Genomic DNA, 21,170 nt, shown 5'->3' on the forward strand with positions numbered 1-21,170 from the left:
GAACAAGCCCAACCTCACTGGTGCGCCGTTTCTTCCTGCCGCCCGGCCTCTTCCTGTCCCGCGTCAACGGCCGGCTGTCCGCCGGGTGCGCGGACGAGCAGGAACCGGGTACGGCGGCGCAGGGTGAACCCGATCGACTCGTAGAGCCGGATGGCGTTCGTGTTGTCGGCGGCGGCGTGGAGGAAGGGGGTGTCCCCGCGCTCCCTGACGCCCGCCGCGACAGCCCGGACGAGGCGGGTCGCCAGACCTCTGCCGCGGTGGTCGGGATGGGTGCACACGGCGCTGATCTCGGTCCAGCCCGGCGGGCGCAGGCGCTCTCCGGCGAGGGCGATCAGCCGGCCGCCTTCCCGGATGCCGAGGTAGGTGCCGAGTTCGACGGTGCGGGGCAGGAAGGGACCCGGCCGGGTGAGGGCGATCAGGTCGAGGATCTCGGGCACGTCGTCGGGGCCGAGTCGTACGGCTTCCGGCGCGGGCTCGGAGCGCAGTGCGGTGGCGGTCAACTGAACGCCTACGCCGCTGTGTTCGACCGTCCAGCCGTCGGGCACGGACTGGACCGCGGTGACCGGGGTGACCGCTCCCGGACCCACCAGTTCGGCCAGGTCGTCCCATGAGCGGGGGTCGGCGGGATCGGAGAGCGCGGTGAACGGGGACACGTCCGTGGGATAGCGGGCGGCCCGGCCGACGCGCTCGGCGAGGTGCGCGTGCGGACCGGTCAACGCGGCCCACGCCGCGTTGTCGAGGACGTGCGGTGCGGTCGGAGGCGAGGAAGGGGCGGGTGCGGGATGGACGCTGGTGGACATGGCGGTGCGGGTTCTCCGTCTCTGGAACTCGGCCGGACGCGCCCCGGGACTCCGCCGCGGCGCGGCGGAGTCCTTTGTGTGGGCGGTGGTTCAGGAGTTGTCGAGCGGCAGGCCGGGAGGGTTGACCTCGGAGGTCTTCACGGCCTCGTTCGAGAGGTTCCAGGCGGCCAGCCACTTGGCGTACTGGCCGTTCTCGATGAGGTAGTTGATGGCGTCGGCGACCGGCTTGGCGAGACCGCTGTCCTTCTTCGCGGTGGCCGCGATGAGCCCCTGGATCGTCGCACCCGCGCCGGAGAACTGGCCGGCGTTGCGGGTCGGGTGGGGCGACTTGGCGTTCTGCGTGACGTGGTAGGCGACGGCCGGGTTGGGGCCGAACGAGGCGTCGATCTTCCCGCTGTTCAGCGCCAGGGCCGTGGCGTTGTTGTCCTGGTAGTACTTGACGGTGAGCTTCTTGCCCGCCTTGGCCAGCTTGTCCTTCCACTCCAGCAGGATCTTCTCCTGGTTGGTGCCGGCGCCCACGGCGACCGTCTTGCCGGCGAGGTTGCGGTAGTCGCCGTCGAAGTTCCACGTGCTCTTCTTCGGCACCTCGAAGGCGAGGTTGTCCTGGCGGTACGAGGCGAACTCGTACTTCTTCTTCCGCTCCTCGGTGTCGGTCACGTTGGAGAAGGCGACGTCGACCTTGCCGCTGTCGATGCCGACGAACAGGTTCTCCCAGGTCGAGTTCCGCACCTCCGGCTTCAGCCCGAGGACCGCGGCGACCAGCTTGCCGAGGTCGGGTTCGCTGCCGGTGAGCGTTTTCTGGTCCTGTCCGACGAAGTTCAGCGGCGGCGACCCCGCGGGCAGTGCGCCGATGCCCACCACCAACGTGCCTCTCCGGGCGACGGACTTGGGCAGCTCGGCACTGATCGACTTCACCTCGGAGACCTTCAGTGTGGTCTCCTTCGCGGCGCCGTTGGAGAGCGCGCCCACGGTCACGGTTCCGGCCGTGTCGGTCTTCGTCCGGGTGGCGGCGTCGCTGTCCGCGCCGCAGGCGGCGAGGGAGACGGCGAGGGAGGCGACGGCGGCGGTGGCGGCGACGCCGCGGAGGGCTGTGCGGTTCGGGCTGAGGGTGCGCATGGCTGTCCTTGTCGAGTGTGCGATGAGAGATGTGGGGGAACGGTCCCGGCGGGCCGCCGAATCGGGGGGCTCGCCCCGCTGTGGGTCGGGGCGGTGGGGCGGGAGACACCCCGTGGAGCGGTGTCTCCCTGTGTGAAGTGCGAAGCGGTCAGAGGACCTTGCTGAGGAACTCCCTGGTGCGCGCTTCGCGCGGATGGTCCAGCACCTGCTCGGGCGGGCCCTGTTCGACGATGCGTCCGCCGTCCATGAAGACCACGCGGTCGGCGATCTCGCGGGCGAAGCCGACCTCGTGCGTGACGATGACGAGTGTCGTGCCGCTGTGCGCCAGGTCCTTGATGACCGCGAGGACTTCGCCGACCAGTTCGGGGTCGAGCGCGGAGGTGGGTTCGTCGAAGAGGATGACTCCGGGACGCAGGGCGAGGGCGCGGGCGATGGCCACACGCTGCTGCTGGCCGCCGGACAACTGCCGCGGGTAGGCGGCGGCCTTGTCGGCGAGGCCCACCCGGCTGAGCAGGTCGCGGGCGAGCTCCTGCGCCGCGGCCCTGGACAGCTTCCCGGTCGCCACCGGCGCCGCGGCCACGTTGTCGAGCACGGTCAGGTGGGGGAAGAGGTTGAAGTTCTGGAACACGAAGCCGATCCGGCTGCGCTGGGCCAGGATGACCCGCTCGCTCAGCTCCTTGAGACGGTCGCCGTGCCTGCGTACGCCGATGAGCTCGCCGTTCAGGCTGACGTGGCCGATCTCGGGCTTCTCCAGGTGGTTGATCACCCGCAGGAGGGTGGACTTGCCGGAGCCGGACGGGCCGAGAACGACCGTCACCTCACCGGGGCGCACGGTCAACTCCACGCCGTCCAGTACCCGTTGGGCCCCGTACCACTTGTGCACATCGTGCACCTCGACGGTGGCAGGCTCCACCTGGAGCCCGTCGGCGATCTCGCCCGCCGGAGCCGTGTCCGCCCCCTTGGCCGACGCCGACGCCGACGCCGACACCGACGCCGTCGGCACCACGTCCGCGACCGGAGCCGTCCGCGTGCTCACCGTCGTCACCTTCGTCTCGCCGCTCATATCGCCGTCTCCCTCCGGAACCGGGCCCGCACGTCGCGCAGACCGTTCCGCGCCTTCTGCAACGGAGTCGGCGGCAGGGTGCGCAGGGCGCCCCGCGAGTAGTGCCGCTCGACGTAGAACTGGATGACGGACACCACGCTGGTGAGGATCAGGTACCAGGCGGTGGCGACGAGGAGCAGCGGCACGATGTCGCCGGGGTAGGTGCTGCCCATGCTCTGCACGGAGCCGAAGAGGTCCAGCAGGGACACGTAGAAGACCAGCGAGGTGCCCTTGATCAGGCCGATCAACTGGTTGACGTAGTTGGGGGTGATGGAGCGCAGCGCCTGCGGAAAGACGATCTTCGCGAACTGGTACCGCCTCGGCAGACCGAGTGCCGACGCGGCCTCGTGCTGGCCCTGGTCGACGGAGAGGATGCCGCCGCGGACCACCTCGGAGGCGTACGCGGCCTCGTTCAGGCTCAGTCCGACGACGGCGACGGCCATGTCGGTCGCCAGCCGGGACTCGTCGAAGGTGAAGAAGGCCGGCCCGAACGGCACTCCGACGCTCACCGTCTGGTACAGCGCGCTGAAGTTGTAGAGGAAGAGCAGGACCACGATCAGCGGCACCGACCGGAACAGCCAGGTGTAGACCCAGCTCACCGCGCGCAGCACCGGGCTCCGGGAGAGCCTGGCCAGGGCCAGCAGGACGCCGCCGAGCAACCCCAAAAGCGCACTGTAGAAGGCGACTTCGAGGGTGATGAGCAGGCCGTCGAGAATGGTCGGGCGCAGGAACCAGTACTGGAAGCGATCCCACTGGTAGAAGGGGTTGGTCACCAGTCCGTGGGCGATCTGGGCGACGAGCACGAGCACGACGGCCGTGACGATCCAGCGGCCGGGCCGCCGGAGCGGAAGGACCCGCTGGGCCGCCGGACGGTCGGACGCGCCGGGGAGGTCGAGACGGGGGACCGCCTCGGCGGGCGGCGCCGATCCCAAGGACACGGCGGCGCCGGGTGGTTGACTCATGGAGGACTCCAGCGGATTCGGACACCCCGGACCACGGAGCGGCGGCGCACCGCCGAGCGGGACGGCTCGGTACACGGCGATGCGCGCGGCCCACGTGGGACGAGGGCTGGACGGGGAAGGGGCGTTTTCACGACAGCGGTGGTCGCCGAAGGCTCGATGGAGCGGATCGGCGCGTGGCCGTCGAGGACCTGACGGAATCTCAGCTCGTGGCCGTCGAAGGCCGGCGAATCCTCAGCTCGTGGCCGTCGAGGACCCGACGGAACCCCTCAGCTCGTGAGCGCCGAAGACCCGGAGGACCGCCCGGTCCGTGATCGCGGGGGATTCGGACGGGCCGTCGTTTCCCGATCGCCGAAGACATGAGCGCCGAGGGCTCGAAGGAGCCGTGCGCGAGGGGCCGTCGAGACCCCGGAGGGGGCCGTTAGCCTCGGCTGAGGGACAGACACATGCCCGTACACAGGGCGCTGTTGACACGCAGCAGGTCCACGGCACGGTCGGCGCAGAGCACGTTGCGGCCGAGGCGCCGCCATGCGGCCGTCCCGTCAGCTCCGTGCATCGTCGTCACCATTTCTTCTCCGGCCGAAAAGGCATCCTGTGGTGCGCCGCAGGTTAGGCCCGGCCCGAAAACAATGTCAATGCGGGTGACCACCAGGTGAGACCGTGCGTACGGCCTTCTTGACGCCGCAACAGGGCGCACCGAGACTGGCATGGACGGTCACGATTGTCAGCGCCCACGGAACGGGTACACCCCGCTCCAGTGGTCATCGGCCCCGGCCCGCTGACAGGCAACCCTTCCACCGCGACGGGGTGCCCCGGGTGACGACCGGGTCCCGCCGGTGCGGCGGGGCAAGCGTGGTCTCGCGTCTCGCGAGCCCTGAACCGGGAACGGTGGGAATTGCCCAAGAGCGGTTTGACGAGGCGCCTGCACATCGACCTCCTGCGCGTCTCCAGCGCTTACTGATCGCGGCCGGTCCGTTCGATCCGGACCGGTGCGACAAGCGCAGTCAATCCGCATCAAGCTGCCCGCGCGCCCACAAAGCGGCGGTGGCTTCCGTCTTCCCCCAGGGAGAGTCATGCCCGAGACAGCTTCGCGCACGTCCAGCACTGCCAACTCACGCCCCTGTGACCAGATTTCGCTCCCCTCGGCCCTTCGGCTCAAGCCGGCGGCGACGCCGGCCGCGCTCCCCCACCGTGTCGACAGCCGCATCGGTGTGGGCCTCGCCGGGGGCTTCTACCCGGCTCCGCACCGCTACGAGCTGTATCTGTCGCGGAGTTGTCCGTTCTCGCTGCGCATCGCCATCACGCTCGGGCTGCTCGGCCTGCGGGACTCGGTCGCCACCACACTCCTGGCCGACCCCGCGCGGACACCCGAGGCCTTCGCGTCGCTGCGCCGTGCCTACGAGGCCACCGAGCACCACTTCGACGGGCCGCTCACGGCGCCCGCGCTGTGCGACCGGTGGAGCGGACGCATCGTCAGCAACCACCCGCCCGCCATCCTCCGCGATCTCGCCGGGCTGCTCTCCGGTCACACCACGACATGCCCGTCCACGCTCCGCCCTCCGTCGCTGGCCGCCGACATCGAGGCGCTCCGGGATCTGCTGGACCGCGACGTCACCCCGTCCGCCGAACCTGCGGGGCTCGCGGCGGCCCTGGACCTGCTGGACTGCCAACTCGCGGGTCGTACCTACGTGTTGGGCGACACCCTCACCGCGGCGGACGTGGACGCGTGGACGGCGCTCACCGGTCTCGGCCGGTCCCGCGCCCTCGGCGCCCGCCCCCGGCTCCTGGACTACGTACGCCGTCTCGGCGATCACCCGGCCTTCCGGCACGCGCAGGACGTGGTGCCACTGACGGCAGGGGTCTGACGCTTCCGACGGAAGCCTGGGTGCCGGGCAGGTGGGTGGCTCCTCGCGATCGGCGATCGCCGATCCGCGCCCATCGGCCCGGCGTCCGCACCGGTCACGCGCGCGAGCCACGACCGGCACCGGTCAAGGGCGCGAAGCCACGTCGGCACCGGTCACTCGCGCGGAACCAGCAGGATGCTGACGCCGTTCACGGTCGAGGTCCACCGCCGGCCCTGATCCAGTACCTCGCGCCCCGGACCGAGGATCCGGTCCTGGAGCACCAGCGCCGACGCGCGAAGTTCCTCCCACGGCTCAGGCGTCTCGAAGGCACGCCGGGACCGCTCCACGGAGCCGACCAGAGAACGGCAGGCCGCTTCCACGTCGGGGACGTTCTGGCCCGCCGATCCGACGCCTTCGAGCGACCACGTCATCCACAGGTGGCCCATGGCATCACTCTGTCCCATCCCCGGGAACGACGCATTCCCAGTACGCGGGGCGACCGGTGCTCCGATGCGTGACCGGCTCGCGCACAGGCACCTCCGCCGAAAATAGGCGATCCTGGCGAAAACCGTCTCCTCAGGGCGTGTCCCGTCTCGCGCCGTCAGGGGTCCGCACTTCGATGTGGACTCCACGGCCCACAGGACCCGGTCCAGGCAGGCATCTCCATGAAACACGCACCTCCCCTACTCCCGCCGCCTGCACCGGTGCCGCGTCCACCCGCGGCACCCGGATCCACCGGGTCCCCGCGGCTGGGCCGGCTGGACGCCCTGCGGGGGATCGCCGCGCTTCTCGTGGCGGTCGACCATTCCTCGTACTCCTTCATGCCGGAGTTCCGGGAGCGGGTGATGCCCGAGCTGAACATCGGCCGGTACGGGGTCATGCTGTTCTTCCTGGTGAGCGGTTACGTCATCCCCGCCTCGCTCGAGCGCCGGGGCTGCGTCAGGAGCTTCTGGATCGGGCGGGCCCACCGCGTCTACCCGCTGTGGGCCGTGGTGGTGGGCTCGGCACTGGTGCTGAACCTCCTGGGCTTCACGCGTCTCGGCGCTCGCTTCGAGGGGCGGAACCCCCTCACGGTCGCCGTCGCGCACGCCACCCTGCTCCAGGAACTGCTGGGGACGCCGAGTGTCGTCCTCGTCCTGTGGACGCTGTCGTACGAGCTGGCGTTCTACCTGCTGGTCGTCACCCTGTTCACGGTCCGGCTCCACCCGCGCTCGGGGACCGTCTCGGTCGTCCTGGGCGTGCTCGCCGCCGTGAGCGCGACGGTGGCGTTCGTGCCACCGGCGTCCGCACTGTCCTTGGCCGTCGGCACGGGGCCGCTCGTCGCGCTCGCCTCCGCGGCGCTGGTGTTCGCCGTCCTCTGCGGGAGCTCCGGCAGGTACGAACTGCGGGTGACGGGGGCCGTGGCGGGAGGTGTGCTCGCGCTGGTGCTGGTGCCCTTCAACGGCACCGTTCCGCTCTGGGAAGGCCTCGTGATCCTGGCCGTGATGTTCCTCGGCACCGCCGTCCGGCGGGCGGAGAGCGGGGAGAGCACCTGGCCGCGCGCGGCCCGCACGGCCCTCGTGGTGGTGGTCTGCGCGGCGGGGAGCGCGTACGAGCACGGCGACACCGCCACGTTCGCACGGCGCGGCTGGATCACGGCCTTCCTGCTCGCCGTGCTCACCTTCGGTGCCGCCCTCGCGCTGCGCGGCACAAGGTTTCCTCGCGCGCTGACCTGGCTGGGGACGGTCAGCTACTCGGTGTACCTGGTGCATCCGGTCCTGCTGGCGGTGAGCGACGGCGTGATCGGTCGGTGCCGCCGCGACAGTCTCGTCCTCGAAGCGGTGTTCTTCGCCGTGCTGCTGCCGTTGTGCGCGCTGACCCACCGCTTCGTCGAGGTGCCGGGTCAGGCCCGGGGCCGGAAACGGATCCGCCGCGTCACCGAGGGAACGGGCGGCAACCTTTTCGCTTCCGGCGGCGACTGACGAGGACACCATCGGCTCGATCCTCGGAACGGACGCCCATGAAGGAAACGAGGCAGGCCGCGCGACGGCGCGGACGTCGGCCGTCGCCGAGGGCCCTCACCCCGATCGCCGTCGTCGCCCTGGTCGCGGTCGGTGCCCTGGTCTGTCTGGTCGTGGCCTTCCGGCCCGGCCATCAGGCCGCCACGGGAGACGGCGCGGGCCCGGCGGTCGCCGGTTCCCGTGGTACCGCGACTCCGGGCCGGACTCCTTCGGCCGCCTCGACGCCAACCGCGCCGACCCGGTCGCCCAACCCTGCCGCCTCCCCGACCGTGACGCCCCGCCCTTCCAGCGCGTCGGCGCGGCCGTCGGCCGCGAACACCTCCCGCACCACGACGGCGACCGCTTCGCAGGCGGGACGGATCCGTCCGGGCGTCGCCCACCGGGGTGTGGCGACCATGTACGACGCCGGGAGCGGCGACGGCGCCTGCTCGTACGGTCCGACGGACGACGTCATGACCGCGGCGATGAACCACACCGACTACGAGACGTCCAAGGCGTGCGGGGCCTATCTGCTGGTGCGGGCCGCCGGCGGCGCGAGCGTCACGGTCCGGATCACCAACGAGTGCCCGACGGGCTGCGCCCCCGGCCAGCTCGACCTCAGCACCCAGGCCTTCGCCCGGCTCGCGAACCCGGTGGCCGGCCGGATCCCGATCACCTGGAAGCTGCTGAGCCCCGCCGACTCGGGCACACTCGCCCTGCGCTACAAGACCGGGTCCAGCCGCTACTGGTGCGCGCTCCAGGTGATCGGCCACCGCAATCCGGTGGCCCGCCTCGAACTCCGCTCCGGCGGTGCGTGGCGGCCGCTTCCTCGCACCGAGTACAACTACTTCCTCGCCGAGGACGGCGGCGGCTGCGGTGGCGCGGTCCGGATCACCGACATCTACGGTGAACGCCTGACCGTCGACGGCATGGCGCTGCGCCCCGACGCCGTGCAGACGACCCGGCTCCAGTTCGCACGCCACTGACCCCGTCCGGGCCGGCTACTCCGCGCTCCTTCCGCAGCGCACACCCGTGGCGGGCGGCCCCGGCGGGGAGGGCACGGTGACCGAGCCACCACCCGCGGCGACCACGGGTGCGGACTCGACGGGTGCCGGCTTGCGCAGCAGGAGCAGGGCCGCGTCGTCGTGCAGCCGACCGCCCACATGGGCCTGGAGCTCGGCGTCGAGCGCGGCGAGCGTGGACGCCGGCTCGTCGGACACGTGGCGGGCCAGTCCCTCTGCGAGGGCGTAGAACTCCCGGCCGTGGTCGCGGGCCTCGGTGACCCCGTCCGTGTACAGCAGGAGCTGATCGCCGTCGGCCAGGGGCAGCACCTGGAGGCTCGGGATCTCCCCCGTCAGGGCCCGCAGTCCGAGCGGCGGAGCGGGGTTCACGGGGTCCACCGACACGACCTTCCCGGACGCGCTGACGTGCAGCGGGGGCGCGTGTCCGCAGTTGACGACCTCCAGCCGGTCCGGTTCCGGGTACCCGGCGACCACGGCGGTCACGAAGTCGTCGTATCCGAGGTTGCGCGCCAGACTCCGTTCGATCCGGGCCACGACGGTGAGGAGGTCGGGCTCGTCGTAGGCGGCCTCGCGGAAGATGCCGAGGACGAGCGCGGCGGTGCCCACGGCCGGCAGACCCTTGCCCCGGACATCACCGATGATCATGCGGACCCCGTACGGCGTCGGCACCAGGGCGTAGAGGTCCCCGCCGATCCGGGCCTCGGCCGCGGCGGCGCTGTAGCGGACGGCGACCTGGAAGGGGCCGACGCTCGACGGTATGGGGGCGAGCAGGGCGTGCTGGGCGGCCTCCGCGACGGAGCGGACGGCGGCGAGGACCCGTTCCCGGCGCCAGCGCAGCGCGCTGGCCAGGGCGCTCGCGCCGGTGACGGCCGCCAGGGCGGACAGGACGGCGAGGATCTCGGCGCCCGGGACACCGTCGCGGGTACCGAGCAGAGCGCTCAGCACCGCCGCCAGGAAGCCGACGCACAGAACCCCGAGCGGCCGGCTGGTGGTGGCCGCGAGCGCGGGTCCGGCGGCCAGCAGGGGCAGCCAGATCACCCCGGCTCCGCCGGCCAGGTCGATGAGCACGATGGCTCCGACGACCAGTAAAGGCAGCACCGGGGTGCCGAAGGCGAGGTGGGCGGCGCGCTTGCGGGCCGCCGCTCCGGAACCGACGCCTCGGTTCCCGAACGTCCGTTTCGGCCAGTGCTCGCTACCGTGCTCTCGGGCCTGACTCATGCTCGTCCGCAGTCCTCACCTGGGTTCATCCCTGAAATGTCCGGTTGGTCTAGGAAAGACGTTCGAGACCTGATCCACAAGCGCGGGGATTTCAAATAGTGAGCGACAGGCTCCTGGTCACCCGGTTCGCGGTCGGGATCAGCCGGGTGAGGACGTCGTTCAACCGGGACAGCCGCTCGGCGGGGAGCGAGACACCCAGCGAGCCGAGCGTGTCCCCGCTGTAGACGGGGACGGCGACACAGACCGTGCCCAGAGCGTACTCCTCCAGGTCGGTGACGGCCGGGGCCACCGGCGACGAGGCCAGATGGCGCAGCAGTTCCCGCCTGCTGGTGATGGTCCGCGGGGTGAGGTCGGGGAGGGCGTGGCGGGCGAGGTACTCGTTGCGGGACTCCTCGTCCATCTCGCGCAGGACGGACTTGCCCAGCGCGGTGGCGTGTCCGGCGTCCTCGAACCCGACCCACAGATCGACCCGGGGTGCTCGCGGCCCGTCGACGATCTCGGCGACCCTGATCTCGCCCTCCTCGTAGAAGGTGAGGTAGGCGGCCGAGGCGAGTTCGTCACGCAGAGCGGCGAGCGTGGGGCGCACCCGGCTGAGCAGCGCCTGTCCGCGGCCCTGGGTCCGCAGTGTCTGCATCTTGTCGCCGAGGATGAATCCGCCGTCGTCGAGTTTGCGGATGTAACCGTCGTGGACGAGGGTCCTGAGCAGGTGGTACGCGGTGGCGAGGGGCAGCTCGGTCTCGCGTGCGAGCTGTTTGGCGGGCGCGCCGTTCTCGTGCGCGCTCACCGCCTCCAGCAGGCGGAAGGCCCGCTGAACGGAGGTGATGAGCGTGGGCCCGTCGCGAGCTCCCATGCCCCCAGCGTGCGCCGCGCCCACGAGACAGGCAAGGCGTCACCCGTAACCCACCCGATCCGCACCCCATCGCGTGACGGCGTACGACGCGTCCCGTCACCCCCGGCCACCAGGATTCCGGGGCGTCCCGGGCGGGGTGCACCGGGATGGCACCACCGCACCACCGCACCGACGGGACGGAGGACGAAGGCGAACCGCGTGGGCCGGCGCGCCCCCGCAGGACACCCGTCCCGGGCGTGGTGCGGCCGGCGCACCCGGCCGCCGCCCGGCCCGGGCAAGGTGCCCGAAGCGTCCGAGCCCAGCGGAACGCCGGTCCCGGGCGGAACGCCCGCGGGGCACCCGCCCGGGACCGGCCGGCTCAGGAGGCGGGGAACCCGGTGCCGCCGAGGCGGGCGAGGAGGCCGGCGAGGCGTGTCGTGTCCTCCTTGGTCCACGCCGGCTCGGCGAACACCTCCTCGGCGACCCGTTCGGCGGTCACGAGCATCTCCGCCAGACGCTCCCGGCCGGTCTCGGTCAGGGCCGCGTAGGCCACCCGCGCGTCCCGGGCGTCCGGGTCCCGTCGGACCAGGCCGATGCGCTCCAGCGGTACGAGTCCGCGGGTGACGCCGGAGGCGGTCAGTCCCAGCGCCTCCGCCAGGTCCACCCGGCGCATGCGGTCACCCGGCGCCTCGGACAGGCGCAGGAGCATCGTGAAGTCGGCCAGGCTCACCCCGTGCAGTCCGCCGAGGCTCGCGTCGAGCCGCTTCACCAGGGCGGCCTGCGCCCGCACCAGACGCAGCACCGCGTCCAGCCCTCCACTCATCGACGTCTCCTTGACATCTCTTTGATAGGTCCTTGACTACTCAAGCATCTGTGAAGCATGAGATCCCCTTGGTCTTCGAGAGGTCAGGGGGTGTTCTGGGCGATGGCCCGCCGCTGTCGCTTGCCGAGGGGCGCCTGGGAGAGATCCTCGGCCTGAGACTTGAGCCGCTTGAAGCCGTAGCCGCGCTCGGTGAGCCAGGCCGTCGCGGCGGCCTCGGCCCGTTCGACGGCCTCCAGGATGTCCTCCTCCGCCTCTCCCGAGTCCAGGTAGCGGAAGGTGAAGGCCGGGCGGGCGGCCAGGTCGTAGCTGAGGTGCCCCTCGGGGGTGAAGGCCGCCCTCAGGACGTCGTGTTCCGGGGCGTGTGCCAGAAGTTCGGCACGCTGGTCGGCGCTGAGTCCGTCGAAGACACCGCGAACGGTGACACGGAAGGTGCGTGTGGTCATCGGACGAGCCTAACCAACGGGATCGGCCCTGTTCCACCGCGTTTCCGTCGGTCACGCGGTCGGCACCCGGGGCGCGCCCGGATCGGATCACGGCGACGAGCGGACCGGGCGCGGGGGTGACCGCACCCGGTCCTCACGCAGCTACGGGGACGCTCAGTGGACGTGGTGCCGGCAGTCCCAGTGGGCCTTGACCCACACCTTGTCCCAGTGACCGGGAACGTAGACCCACTTCTTCACCCAGCCATGAGTGTGGTGACCGTGGTGCCAGGAGTCGTGGTGGACCCACTTCTTGACCCAGTGTCCGGGCACCCACTTCTTCTCCCAGTGGCCCTTCTTCCACTCGCAGCGGTCGTGGTGACCGTGATGGTCGGGGGCCGTCGCCGACGGTGCGGGCGGCGGCGCCGGACTGGCGGCGGCGGCACCGGACGTACCCAGGGCGGCCCCTCCGGCCAGCAGCGCCGTGGCGGCCGCACCGGCGAGCAGCCGCCGGGGACTGATGCGTGCGGTCATCGGACTCACCTCCCTCGCAATGTGATGGACGTACGCAACGGGGGCCGGTGTCCGTGGTGTTCGCGCCGAAGCTGACGGGACGTTTCCAGGCCCTCGTTGCGCGGGACATAAGGTATTCGGAGCGACGAAAGGTATGTATGAGGATAGACCTGGGTGTGTTTTCGGTACGAGTTTTCGACAGGGGTCGGCCACGGCCGGCCGACGGGAACGTACGGGCCCTTCGGCTCATCCACGCGCCGGGTGGCTACGAATACACGGTGACGAGGCCCCCACTTCGCGGGACCTGCCCCCGACCGCACCGGCCCCGCGCCTGCCGAACACGACGGACGGGCCGGGCGAGCAGGAAGCGACGGACGGATTCTGTGAGCGATGCCAAGACCGGCCGGGACGGACAGGGTTCGCGACGGCACCCGTCGGCGGAGGTGTGGCTGGACGCACGGCTCGAACGCGCCGCACAGGGCGACCAGGACGCGTTCGCGGAGGTGTACGACACCCTCGCGCGGCCGGTCAAAGGCCTGATCTGCCGCGTCCTGCGGGACGAGGCCCAGGCCGAGGAGGTGGCACAGGACGTGATGGTGGAGATCTGGCGGACCGCGGACCGCTACCGCCCCGAACTCGGCACCGCCCGGGGCTGGGTCCTGACCCTCGCGCACCGGCGGGCCGTCGACCGGGTCCGGCAGGTCCAGGCCAGTTCGGAACGCGAGCGGCGCAGCGCCCTGCTCGCGGAGGACCGACCCTTCGACGAGGTGGCCGAGGCCGTGGAGCGGCACGAGGAGCACGATCGCGTGCACCGTTGCCTCGCCGACCTGGAACGGCATCAGCGCGTACCGCTGGTGCTGGCCTACTACCAGGGCATGACCTATCTGGAGGTGGCCGCCTGCCTGGCCACCCCGGCGGGCACCGTGAAGTCCAGGATGCGCTCCGGCCTGAGGCTGCTGCGCAGATGTCTGGAGGCCGGCCGATGACCCCCGCCGACGACCCGCATCAGCTCGTCGGGGCGTACGTCCTGCACGCCCTGCCCGCGGCCGAGGAGGCCTCGTTCGAGAACCATCTCGCCGGCTGCGCCGCGTGCCGGGACGAGGTGGCGGAGCTGTCCGAGGTCACCGTGCGCCTCGCGTCGGCCCAGGACGCGACGCCGTCCCCCGAACTGCGCCGCAACGTCCTCGATCGGATCGCCCACACGCGCCAGGAGCGTCTCCCCCGCGCCCTTCCGGTTCGCCGGCGGGCCGCGCGATGGGCGCTGGCGGCATGCCTGGCCCTGGCGGCCGCGCTCGGCGGAACCGCCGTCTGGCAGCACGGCCAGGCCGAGGACGCACGGGCGGAAGTCGCCGCCGGTGAGGCGCGGGCCACCGCCCTCTCCGACGTCCTCACGGCCCCGGACGCGAAGATCAGCACGCAGCGGCTGGACAACGGGGCCGACGTCAGCGTCGTCGCCTCCCGTTCCCAGGGCCGGGCGGCCTTCATCGCCTCGGACCTGCCCCGCCTCGGTAACGACCAGGTCTACGAACTCTGGTACGCCGCCGGTTCCGGTGACCTTCGCCCGGCGGGCCTGCTCGCCGGCTCCGGCGGCGGGCAGGCGCGTCTGCTCCACGGCTCCCTGAAGGACGTCAGCGCCGTGGGCATCACGGCCGAACCGGCGGGTGGATCACGGCAGCCCACGAGCGAGCCGCTCGGCATCGTCACGGTGCCGGCCTGATGCCCCGAGCCCACTACGACGAAGGCTCCCCGGCCCGCATCGAAGAGCGCCTCCCGAGCCCACGCCGAAGAGCGCGGGCACCGATCCCCGCGAACCGCATCAAACTTGAGAGTTACCGGATATGACGCATCAAAACGGGATAGTTAAGTATTGATGCAATTCATTCTTGATCATCCTATGCTGATGTGAGGGAGGGCTCGGGCGGCGGTCAACAGCCGGTCCTGGACCGGCGGGAAGCGGGCTTCCATGACTGAGCGGTTCAAGATGTCGGGGATCATCGGCGAGGTGTCCGGTGAGTTCCTCGGCACGATGATTCTCATCCTGTTCGGGTGTGGCGTGGTGGCCCAGGTGGTCGCCGGCGGTGCACTCACGACGCCGCCGGGCGGCCTCGGCAACCACGACAGCATCGCGTGGGCCTGGGGCATCGGCGTCACCATGGGCGTCTACGTCGCGGCACGGCTGAGCGGCGCCCACCTCAACCCCGCGGTCACCGTCGCGCTGGCGACGTTCAAGGGCTTCCCGTGGCGCAAGGTGGCCCCCTACGTCCTGGCCCAGACCCTCGGCGCGTTCGTGGCCGCGCTGATCGTGCGCTGGAACTACACGGAGGCACTCGCGAAGGCCGACCCCGGCCACACCATCAAGACCCAGGGCGTGTTCTCCACACTGCCCGCCAACGGCAACCCGAACCTGCCGGTCCACGAATGGGGCGCGTTCCGCGACCAGATCATCGGCACGGCCATCCTGCTCCTGGTGATCTTCGCGGTCACCGACCTGCTCAACACCCCGCCCGGCGCGAACCTCGGGCCGTTCATCATCGGTCTGCTGGTCGTGGGCATCGGCATGGCATGGGGCACCCTCGCCGGCTACGCGATCAACCCGGCACGTGACTTCGGACCGCGTCTGGCCAGCTTCCTCACGGGATACGGAGGGGCCTGGCGAGATCAGTACGGCAACTTCTACTTCTGGGTGCCGATCATCGGTCCGCTGATCGGAGGCGTGCTCGGCGCAGCCGTCTACAAGCTCTTCATCGGCCGGTTCCTGCCGACCGCGGAGCCCGAACCCCCCGGACGCATCCCGGCCCCCAAGGACTGACACACCCTGCAAAGGCGGCATCCCATGGCTGACTTCGTGGGCGCGGTGGACCAGGGGACCACCAGCACCCGATTCATGATCTTCGACCACGCGGGCAACGAGGTGGCGAAGCACCAGATGGAACACGCCCAGATCCTTCCGCGCTCCGGATGGGTCGAACACGACCCGGTGGAGATCTGGGAACGCACCAACTCGGTGATCCAGAACGCGTTGCGGCACAAGAACCTGAGCGCCGAGGACCTCGCGGCCATCGGCATCACCAACCAGCGGGAGACCACGGTCGTGTGGGACCCGCGCAACGGCCGGCCGTACTACAACGCCATCGTCTGGCAGGACACCCGCACCGATTCCATCGCCGCGGCGCTGGAGCGTGACGGGCGGGGCGACGTCATCCGCCGCAAGGCGGGGCTGCCACCGGCGACGTACTTCTCCGGCGGCAAGATCCAGTGGATCCTGGAGAACGTCGACGGGGTCCGCGAGGCGGCGGAGCAGGGGCACGCCCTGTTCGGCAACACCGACGCCTGGGTCCTGTGGAACCTGACCGGCGGCCCGGACGGCGGCGTCCACGCCACCGACGTGACCAACGCCAGCCGCACCATGCTCATGGACCTCGAAACCCTCGACTGGGACGACGAACTCCTGGGCTTCTTCGGCGTGCCGAGGGCCATGCTGCCCAGCATCAACCCCTCGTCCGACCGTGAGGCGTACGGCACGGCACGCACCTCCAGGCCCCTGCGCGCCGCCATCCCCATCACCGGGGTGCTCGGCGACCAGCAGGCGGCCACCGTCGGACAGGTCTGCTACGCGCCCGGCGAGGCCAAGAACACGTACGGCACCGGCAACTTCCTGGTCCTCAACACCGGTACGGAACTGGTCCGTTCACAGCACGGCCTGCTGACCACCGTGGCCTACCGGTTCGGCGGCGAGCCCGCCGTGTACGCGCTGGAGGGCTCCATCGCGGTCACCGGGTCCGCGGTGCAGTGGCTGCGCGACCAGATGAAGGTCATCAAGGACGCGGCCGAGAGCGAGACACTGGCCCGTACGGTGGAGGACAACGGCGGGATGTACTTCGTGCCCGCGTTCTCCGGGCTGTTCGCCCCGTACTGGCGTTCCGACGCACGCGGCGCGATCGTCGGACTCGCCCGGTACAACAGCAACGCCCACCTGGCCCGGGCGACGCTGGAGGCCATCTGCTACCAGAGCCGCGACGTCGTCGAGGCGATGGAGCAGGACTCCGGCGTCCATCTCGACGTCCTCAAGGTCGACGGCGGTGTGACCGCCAACGACCTGTGCATGCAGATCCAGGCCGACGTCCTCGGCGTACCCGTCAGCCGTCCCGTCGTCGCCGAGACCACCGCGCTCGGCGCCTCGTACGCGGCGGGTCTGGCCACCGGGTTCTGGCGCGACACCGACGAACTGCGCACCCACTGGCAGGAGTCCAAGCGCTGGGAGCCGCAGTGGTCCGAGGACCGGCGGCAACAGGGGTACGCGGACTGGAAGAGGGCGGTGGAGCGCACGCTCGACTGGGCGAAGGTGGAATAGCCGCTCGCGCCGGTCGTCCCGGTGACCGACGGCGCTCCGTTCGGCTCCCGACCCGTGTCGTGTCGGGGGCCGATCGCCGCCGTGGGCGCGTTCCGGGTGTGCGGTCGCGAACCCGTCCGGTCCCTCGCGAGGGCGCGGCGTCCGGGACGTTTCGCGGTGCGCGTGCCACCGGCGGCCCGGCGTTGCGTTCCCCGGGGCCACACGCCGAATGATCACCCCCGGTCACGCGTCCACCACCTCGTCTTCTCTATGCTCGGGGGCGAACCTTCGCATCCATGAGGAGCAGAGCAATGAGCGAAAACGTCTTCTTCGAGGTCACGGCCGACGGCGAGCCGCTGGGCCGCATCGAGTTCAAGCTCTACGACGACGTCGTCCCGAAGACCGCGCAGAACTTCCGTGAGCTCGCCACCGGCCAACACGGTTTCGGTTACGAGGGCTCGCCGTTCCATCGCGTGATCCCGGACTTCATGCTCCAGGGCGGCGACTTCACCCGGCAGAACGGCACGGGTGGCAAGAGCATCTACGGCGAGAAGTTCGCCGATGAGAACTTCAAGCTCAAGCACACCAAGCCGGGTCTGCTGTCGATGGCCAACGCGGGCCCGAACACCAACGGCTCGCAGTTCTTCATCACCACGATCGTCACCGGCTGGCTGGACGGCAAGCACGTCGTCTTCGGCGAGGTCGTCGAGGGCATGGACGTCGTGAAGGCGATCGAGGCGCTGGGCAGCGGTTCCGGTGCCACTTCCAAGGAGATCGTCGTCTCCAAGAGCGGCACCGTCTGAGCGGTCCGGCAGCCCCGTCCGGGTCCGTCCCGCGGGCACGTGCCGGAGGGAGCGGCGGGTGACGTACCCACCGCTCCCTCCGGGCGGCCCGCCGCACAGGACCCCGCGGCCCCCGGAACCGATCGTGCCCCACGCGCAGCGGCGCCTCGAAAGGGTTCAGCCGGATTCGTGGCCGGATCCCGTACTCCAGGGGACCCGCCCTCCCGCGAGGGGTAGCCCTCCCCGAGCACGCCGAAGCGTGTCGGGGTTGGGGGGAGCTGGCCCGAGTGAGTTGGTGGGGGCGGACACCGGGTAAACGCATGTCAGCACGCGCGCAGCGACGCGGAGCCGTCCGCCGACTGCGTGCGGAAGGGGCCTACGGGCCCGTCCTTCGCGACGTGCTGCCCGCTCTCGCGGGGGTCGTCGTCACCTTGTGCGCGGTCGTGGCGGGACTCGCCTTCGGCTACCGCGTGGCCGGGATCGGCGTGCCCGTCGCCGCTCTGGCCGTCCTGGCCGTCGTGACCCCCGCCGCGGTGCGGCGGCACCGGCCGACGGCCCGCCGGCGCCACGGCATCTACACACCCGAGGAACTCGCGGAGCTGGACACCCAGGGCCTGGCCCTGGCCGTCTCGCGGATGCTGCGCCGGGACGGCTGGCGCGTGCTCCCGCCGCGCGGAACCGAGGAGCGCGTCCGTGTCCGCGCGCGGGACCGTCAGGGTCACCGGCTGGAGGTCGCCTTCCGGCCCGTGGCCGAGCCGCTGCCGGACGAGGAGGCGCCCTCGCGTTCGGGGCGTCCGGGCGGTCCGGCCCCGCCGCTGCGGCTCGTGGTGCACCGCGGGGCCTTCACCCGGCGTGACGTGCGGTGGGCGCGACGCCAGGGCGGTGTCCGTCTGATCGACGGTTCGTGCCTGCGGCACTGGGCGCACGGAACCCCGCTGAACGAACTGGGCGACGGCTCCTGGAGCCCGTACGAACCCTCGTCCTGAGCCCGTACCAAGCCCTCCTCCCGAGCCCGTACGGATCCGTCTCCCGGGCCCGCCCGGACCGGCCCGCGTCCGCTTCGCCCCGACCACAGGCCTCACTCCGAGCTCGTGCGCAACAGCGGTTTCTTCGGCAACAGGCGAGGTCAGCGGCCTGTACACGTTCCGACCAGGTAGTTGAAGGAAAGCCCTTCGCACGGGCCGACCGGCCGCATAGCGTGCGAGGACCCGAGCCGTTCCCCCCACTGTCCCGCGGCCCGTGCACGCCGGGCCCGCACCCCACCAGGAGGCCGGCATGTCGTACGACAGCTCAGCCCCGAGGCCCGCGCGACCGCCGCGGGGACACCACAACTCCTTCGCCCCGCACGTCCCCGACCCGGCCGCGGCGGAACCCTTACGCGGTGGGGCAGCACCCCACGCCTGGACCGGGCACCACCGCGATCTGCGCATCCTGCGGCGCGCCTACCGCCGCCAGCGGCGCGTGACCACGTTCGCGGTGCTCGGCTGCTTCACCCTCTTCCTCGGGCTCTGCGCCGGATACCCCCGCCTGATGGACCGTCCCGTCGCCGGCGGTCTCTCGGCCGGCCTCGTCATCGCCCTCTGCCAGATCCCCGCGACCTGGCTCGCCGTGCTCGTCTACGAACGCACCGCTCGCCGCTTCGTCGACCCACTCGCACACCGTGTGAACCGGAGTGTCCCGTGGGCGAGCGGCGAGCAGGGGCGGAAGCGGTGAGCGGCCTCGCCGGCTCCACGCAGTCCTGGTCCCTCGTCGCCTTCTCCATCGCCGTCACCGTCACGCTGCTGCTGTGCGTCCTCACCGGCCCCGACAGCGACGACCTCGCCGAGTTCTACACCGGATACCGCTCGCTCTCCCCGTTGCGCAACGGGCTCGCCATCGCGGGCGACTACATCTCCGCGGCGACCGTCCTGACCATCGGCGGCGTGATCGCCCTGTGCGGTTTCGACGGGGTCGTCCTGGCCCTGAGCACCCTGCTCTCGCTGCTCGTGCTGATGTTCCTGCTCGCCGAACCCCTGCGGAACACGGGCACGTTCACCATGGGCGACGTGCTGGCCCGCAGGATGCCGGGCCGGGCCGTACGGATCACGGGGTGCGCGGTCACGATCGCGGCTCTCGTACCGATGATGCTCGTCCAACTCGCCAGTACAGGACAGTTGTTGGCGTTCATCCTCGGCTTCACGGACAGCTCGATGAAGACGGGCTGCATCGTGGGCGTCGGCACCCTGATGATCACCTACGCGGCCATCGGCGGCATGCGGGGCACCGCGCTGATCCAGCTTCTGAAGATGGTCGTGCTCCTCGGTTCCGGAATCACCGTCGCGGTGCTGATCCTCGGCCAATTCCACTGGAACCCGGGGGCGTTGTTCACCACGGCCGCGCACCGCAGCGGCTCACCGGACGCGTTCCTGCGCGGCGGACTCCAGTTCGCGGGAGGTCCGCATCCTCGCCTCGACATGATCAGCACCCAGTTCGCCATCGTGCTGGGCGGTGCCTGCCTGCCGCACGTGACCATGCGCATGTTCACCGCCAACAGCGCCCGCCAGGTGCGGCGTTCGATGTCCTGGGCGGTGTCCTCGGTGGCGCTGTTCATGCTCGTGGCGGGCGTCGTCGCGATCGGCGCGACGGCGATGATCGGCCGGTCCGGCGTCACCGCCGCCGACCCGCGCGGACACACCGCCTATCTGCTGGGCGCACGTGCCGCGTTCGGCCCCGTGGTGTCCCGGGCCGAGACCCTGGTGCTGACCACGGTCACCACGGCCATCTTCCTCACCCTGCTCGCCTCGGTCGCCGGCATGACCCTCGCCTGCGCCAACTCGCTCGCCCACGACGTCTTCGCGGGCGGCGGCACCGCCATGTCGTCCCAGCGGGAGACGGCCTTCGCCCGGGGCTCGGCCCTCGTCGTCGGCGCGCCGGTGATCGCGCTGGCGGTCCTCGTCCAGAACCGGAGCCTTCAGCCGCTGGCCACGATGTCCTTCTGCGTGGGCGCCTCGGCGATCGCCCCCGCCCTGGTCTACAGCCTCTTCTGGCGCCGCTACACCCGCGCCGGTCTCCTGAGCACGCTCATCGGCGGCACGCTCGCCGTCCTGGTGCTGATGCCGGGCACCCGACTGGTGTCCGGCTCCCCGACGTCCGCGTTCCCCACCGCCGACTTCAACTGGTTCCCGTTCACCACGACGGGACTGGTGTCCATCCCGCTCGGCTTCCTGTTCGGCTGGCTCGGCAGCATGCTGTCCGGGCGCCGCGCGGCGGACCGCGAACGCGGGGTGTACGAGAGTGTCGAGAGCCTGATCCTCGCGGGGCCGCGGCCGAGGGACCGGTGAGGGTCACGGGCCGCGGCCGAGGGACCGGTCAAGAGCCGCGGATCGCGGCGGCGGGAGCGGTGAGAGCCGCGGGATCGCCGCCACCCTCACCGGGGAGTCGCCCTCTGTCCGACC

Annotated in this window: 23 protein-coding genes and 1 riboswitch; of the genes, 12 read left to right on the forward strand and 11 right to left on the reverse strand. The window is 71.2% G+C overall.

The annotated features are described in order from the left end of the window. Positions 1-14: 14 nt before the first annotated feature. The 5 genes from ACFRIC_RS02950 to ACFRIC_RS02970 all read right to left on the reverse strand — a co-directional run bounded on the left by ACFRIC_RS02950 (position 15) and on the right by ACFRIC_RS02970 (position 4,533). A complete protein-coding gene (locus tag ACFRIC_RS02950; protein WP_382778709.1) occupies positions 15-800 on the reverse strand; it encodes a GNAT family N-acetyltransferase in 786 nt (261 codons plus the stop codon). 90 nt (positions 801-890) lie between these two features. After that, a complete protein-coding gene (locus tag ACFRIC_RS02955) occupies positions 891-1,916 on the reverse strand; it encodes an ABC transporter substrate-binding protein (protein WP_382778710.1) in 1,026 nt (341 codons plus the stop codon). A 148-nt stretch (positions 1,917-2,064) separates the two neighbouring features. After that, positions 2,065-2,829 carry an amino acid ABC transporter ATP-binding protein gene (locus tag ACFRIC_RS02960; protein ID WP_382778891.1) on the reverse strand — a complete coding sequence of 255 codons (765 nt, stop codon included), beginning with the start codon at positions 2,827-2,829 and terminating at the stop codon, positions 2,065-2,067. A 146-nt stretch (positions 2,830-2,975) separates the two neighbouring features. Continuing rightward, positions 2,976-3,980, reverse strand: coding sequence for an amino acid ABC transporter permease (locus tag ACFRIC_RS02965; RefSeq protein ID WP_382778711.1), 1,005 nt, complete (start codon positions 3,978-3,980; stop codon positions 2,976-2,978). A gap of 418 nt (positions 3,981-4,398) precedes the next feature. Continuing rightward, positions 4,399-4,533 (reverse strand): hypothetical protein, encoded by a 135-nt coding sequence (locus ACFRIC_RS02970; RefSeq protein ID WP_382778712.1) that lies wholly within the window; start codon positions 4,531-4,533, stop codon positions 4,399-4,401. A gap of 157 nt (positions 4,534-4,690) precedes the next feature. Continuing rightward, positions 4,691-4,836, forward strand: a riboswitch (SAM riboswitch). Between the two features lie 36 nt (positions 4,837-4,872). Here ACFRIC_RS02970 and ACFRIC_RS02975 point away from each other — a divergent pair. After that, positions 4,873-4,938 (forward strand): putative leader peptide, encoded by a 66-nt coding sequence (locus ACFRIC_RS02975; RefSeq protein ID WP_355773383.1) that lies wholly within the window; start codon positions 4,873-4,875, stop codon positions 4,936-4,938. 112 nt (positions 4,939-5,050) lie between these two features. Further along, on the forward strand, positions 5,051-5,842 hold the full coding sequence (locus ACFRIC_RS02980; protein WP_382778713.1) for a glutathione S-transferase C-terminal domain-containing protein: 792 nt from the start codon (positions 5,051-5,053) through the stop codon (positions 5,840-5,842). A 152-nt stretch (positions 5,843-5,994) separates the two neighbouring features. On the opposite strand, the gene ACFRIC_RS02985 is transcribed toward ACFRIC_RS02980, so the two are convergent. After that, positions 5,995-6,285, reverse strand: coding sequence for a hypothetical protein (locus ACFRIC_RS02985; RefSeq protein ID WP_382778714.1), 291 nt, complete (start codon positions 6,283-6,285; stop codon positions 5,995-5,997). Between the two features lie 240 nt (positions 6,286-6,525). Between ACFRIC_RS02985 and ACFRIC_RS02990 the strand changes: the two genes are divergently transcribed. Next, positions 6,526-7,782: an acyltransferase family protein gene (locus tag ACFRIC_RS02990; protein ID WP_382778715.1), complete on the forward strand. Its 1,257-nt coding sequence runs from the start codon at positions 6,526-6,528 to the stop codon at positions 7,780-7,782. Between the two features lie 38 nt (positions 7,783-7,820). Next, positions 7,821-8,786 (forward strand): expansin EXLX1 family cellulose-binding protein, encoded by a 966-nt coding sequence (locus ACFRIC_RS02995; protein WP_382778716.1) that lies wholly within the window; start codon positions 7,821-7,823, stop codon positions 8,784-8,786. A 15-nt stretch (positions 8,787-8,801) separates the two neighbouring features. On the opposite strand, the gene ACFRIC_RS03000 is transcribed toward ACFRIC_RS02995, so the two are convergent. The 5 genes from ACFRIC_RS03000 to ACFRIC_RS03020 form a co-directional block, all read right to left on the reverse strand. Next, a complete protein-coding gene (locus ACFRIC_RS03000) occupies positions 8,802-10,040 on the reverse strand; it encodes a PP2C family protein-serine/threonine phosphatase (protein WP_382778717.1) in 1,239 nt (412 codons plus the stop codon). A 91-nt stretch (positions 10,041-10,131) separates the two neighbouring features. Beyond that, entirely contained in the window at positions 10,132-10,890 is a 759-nt protein-coding gene (locus ACFRIC_RS03005; protein ID WP_382778718.1) for an IclR family transcriptional regulator, read from the reverse strand. 358 nt (positions 10,891-11,248) lie between these two features. Continuing rightward, positions 11,249-11,692 (reverse strand): MarR family winged helix-turn-helix transcriptional regulator, encoded by a 444-nt coding sequence (locus tag ACFRIC_RS03010; RefSeq protein WP_382778719.1) that lies wholly within the window; start codon positions 11,690-11,692, stop codon positions 11,249-11,251. A gap of 83 nt (positions 11,693-11,775) precedes the next feature. Then, entirely contained in the window at positions 11,776-12,135 is a 360-nt protein-coding gene (locus tag ACFRIC_RS03015; protein ID WP_382778720.1) for a DUF6204 family protein, read from the reverse strand. 153 nt (positions 12,136-12,288) lie between these two features. Then, a complete protein-coding gene (locus ACFRIC_RS03020; protein ID WP_382778721.1) occupies positions 12,289-12,645 on the reverse strand; it encodes a hypothetical protein in 357 nt (118 codons plus the stop codon). A 362-nt stretch (positions 12,646-13,007) separates the two neighbouring features. Here ACFRIC_RS03020 and sigK point away from each other — a divergent pair, with 362 nt between their 5' ends. The 8 genes from sigK to ACFRIC_RS03060 all read left to right on the forward strand — a co-directional run bounded on the left by sigK (position 13,008) and on the right by ACFRIC_RS03060 (position 21,056). Beyond that, a complete protein-coding gene (gene sigK / locus ACFRIC_RS03025; protein ID WP_382778722.1) occupies positions 13,008-13,610 on the forward strand; it encodes an ECF RNA polymerase sigma factor SigK in 603 nt (200 codons plus the stop codon). Continuing rightward, positions 13,607-14,341 (forward strand): anti-sigma factor domain-containing protein, encoded by a 735-nt coding sequence (locus ACFRIC_RS03030; RefSeq protein ID WP_382778723.1) that lies wholly within the window; start codon positions 13,607-13,609, stop codon positions 14,339-14,341. Before sigK ends, ACFRIC_RS03030 begins: the two co-directional genes overlap by 4 nt. Positions 14,342-14,587: 246 nt before the next feature. After that, positions 14,588-15,433: an MIP/aquaporin family protein gene (locus tag ACFRIC_RS03035; RefSeq protein ID WP_382778724.1), complete on the forward strand. Its 846-nt coding sequence runs from the start codon at positions 14,588-14,590 to the stop codon at positions 15,431-15,433. 24 nt (positions 15,434-15,457) lie between these two features. Continuing rightward, on the forward strand, positions 15,458-16,975 hold the full coding sequence (gene glpK / locus ACFRIC_RS03040) for a glycerol kinase GlpK (RefSeq protein ID WP_382778725.1): 1,518 nt from the start codon (positions 15,458-15,460) through the stop codon (positions 16,973-16,975). A 290-nt stretch (positions 16,976-17,265) separates the two neighbouring features. Then, a complete protein-coding gene (locus ACFRIC_RS03045) occupies positions 17,266-17,757 on the forward strand; it encodes a peptidylprolyl isomerase (RefSeq protein ID WP_382778726.1) in 492 nt (163 codons plus the stop codon). Between the two features lie 299 nt (positions 17,758-18,056). Continuing rightward, on the forward strand, positions 18,057-18,722 hold the full coding sequence (locus ACFRIC_RS03050) for a hypothetical protein (RefSeq protein ID WP_382778727.1): 666 nt from the start codon (positions 18,057-18,059) through the stop codon (positions 18,720-18,722). A gap of 289 nt (positions 18,723-19,011) precedes the next feature. After that, positions 19,012-19,449, forward strand: coding sequence for a DUF485 domain-containing protein (locus ACFRIC_RS03055; protein ID WP_382778728.1), 438 nt, complete (start codon positions 19,012-19,014; stop codon positions 19,447-19,449). Then, positions 19,446-21,056: a cation acetate symporter gene (locus ACFRIC_RS03060; RefSeq protein WP_382778729.1), complete on the forward strand. Its 1,611-nt coding sequence runs from the start codon at positions 19,446-19,448 to the stop codon at positions 21,054-21,056. The genes ACFRIC_RS03055 and ACFRIC_RS03060 overlap by 4 nt, the downstream gene beginning before the upstream one ends. Positions 21,057-21,170: the final 114 nt, after the last annotated feature.

Source organism: Streptomyces sp. NPDC056738 (assembly GCF_042790435.1).
In the GTDB taxonomy this organism is placed as follows: Bacteria; Actinomycetota; Actinomycetes; order Streptomycetales; family Streptomycetaceae; genus Streptomyces.

What these genes read in the sequence shown, in the direction of transcription:
- ACFRIC_RS03020 (WP_382778721.1), bottom strand. Translation starts at nt 12,645, where the DNA reads ATGACCGCACGCATCAGTCCCCGGCGGCTGCTCGCCGGTGCGGCCGCC.
- ACFRIC_RS03030 (WP_382778723.1), top strand. Translation starts at nt 13,607, where the DNA reads ATGACCCCCGCCGACGACCCGCATCAGCTCGTCGGGGCGTACGTCCTG.
- ACFRIC_RS02980 (WP_382778713.1), top strand. Translation starts at nt 5,051, where the DNA reads ATGCCCGAGACAGCTTCGCGCACGTCCAGCACTGCCAACTCACGCCCC.
- ACFRIC_RS02970 (WP_382778712.1), bottom strand. Translation starts at nt 4,533, where the DNA reads ATGCACGGAGCTGACGGGACGGCCGCATGGCGGCGCCTCGGCCGCAAC.
- ACFRIC_RS03005 (WP_382778718.1), bottom strand. Translation starts at nt 10,890, where the DNA reads ATGGGAGCTCGCGACGGGCCCACGCTCATCACCTCCGTTCAGCGGGCC.
- ACFRIC_RS03055 (WP_382778728.1), top strand. Translation starts at nt 19,012, where the DNA reads ATGTCGTACGACAGCTCAGCCCCGAGGCCCGCGCGACCGCCGCGGGGA.
- ACFRIC_RS02985 (WP_382778714.1), bottom strand. Translation starts at nt 6,285, where the DNA reads ATGGGACAGAGTGATGCCATGGGCCACCTGTGGATGACGTGGTCGCTC.
- ACFRIC_RS02995 (WP_382778716.1), top strand. Translation starts at nt 7,821, where the DNA reads ATGAAGGAAACGAGGCAGGCCGCGCGACGGCGCGGACGTCGGCCGTCG.
- ACFRIC_RS03015 (WP_382778720.1), bottom strand. Translation starts at nt 12,135, where the DNA reads ATGACCACACGCACCTTCCGTGTCACCGTTCGCGGTGTCTTCGACGGA.
- ACFRIC_RS03035 (WP_382778724.1), top strand. Translation starts at nt 14,588, where the DNA reads ATGACTGAGCGGTTCAAGATGTCGGGGATCATCGGCGAGGTGTCCGGT.
- glpK (WP_382778725.1), top strand. Translation starts at nt 15,458, where the DNA reads ATGGCTGACTTCGTGGGCGCGGTGGACCAGGGGACCACCAGCACCCGA.
- ACFRIC_RS03045 (WP_382778726.1), top strand. Translation starts at nt 17,266, where the DNA reads ATGAGCGAAAACGTCTTCTTCGAGGTCACGGCCGACGGCGAGCCGCTG.
- ACFRIC_RS03000 (WP_382778717.1), bottom strand. Translation starts at nt 10,040, where the DNA reads ATGAGTCAGGCCCGAGAGCACGGTAGCGAGCACTGGCCGAAACGGACG.
- ACFRIC_RS02955 (WP_382778710.1), bottom strand. Translation starts at nt 1,916, where the DNA reads ATGCGCACCCTCAGCCCGAACCGCACAGCCCTCCGCGGCGTCGCCGCC.
- ACFRIC_RS02965 (WP_382778711.1), bottom strand. Translation starts at nt 3,980, where the DNA reads ATGAGTCAACCACCCGGCGCCGCCGTGTCCTTGGGATCGGCGCCGCCC.
- ACFRIC_RS03050 (WP_382778727.1), top strand. Translation starts at nt 18,057, where the DNA reads ATGTCAGCACGCGCGCAGCGACGCGGAGCCGTCCGCCGACTGCGTGCG.
- ACFRIC_RS03010 (WP_382778719.1), bottom strand. Translation starts at nt 11,692, where the DNA reads ATGAGTGGAGGGCTGGACGCGGTGCTGCGTCTGGTGCGGGCGCAGGCC.
- ACFRIC_RS02950 (WP_382778709.1), bottom strand. Translation starts at nt 800, where the DNA reads ATGTCCACCAGCGTCCATCCCGCACCCGCCCCTTCCTCGCCTCCGACC.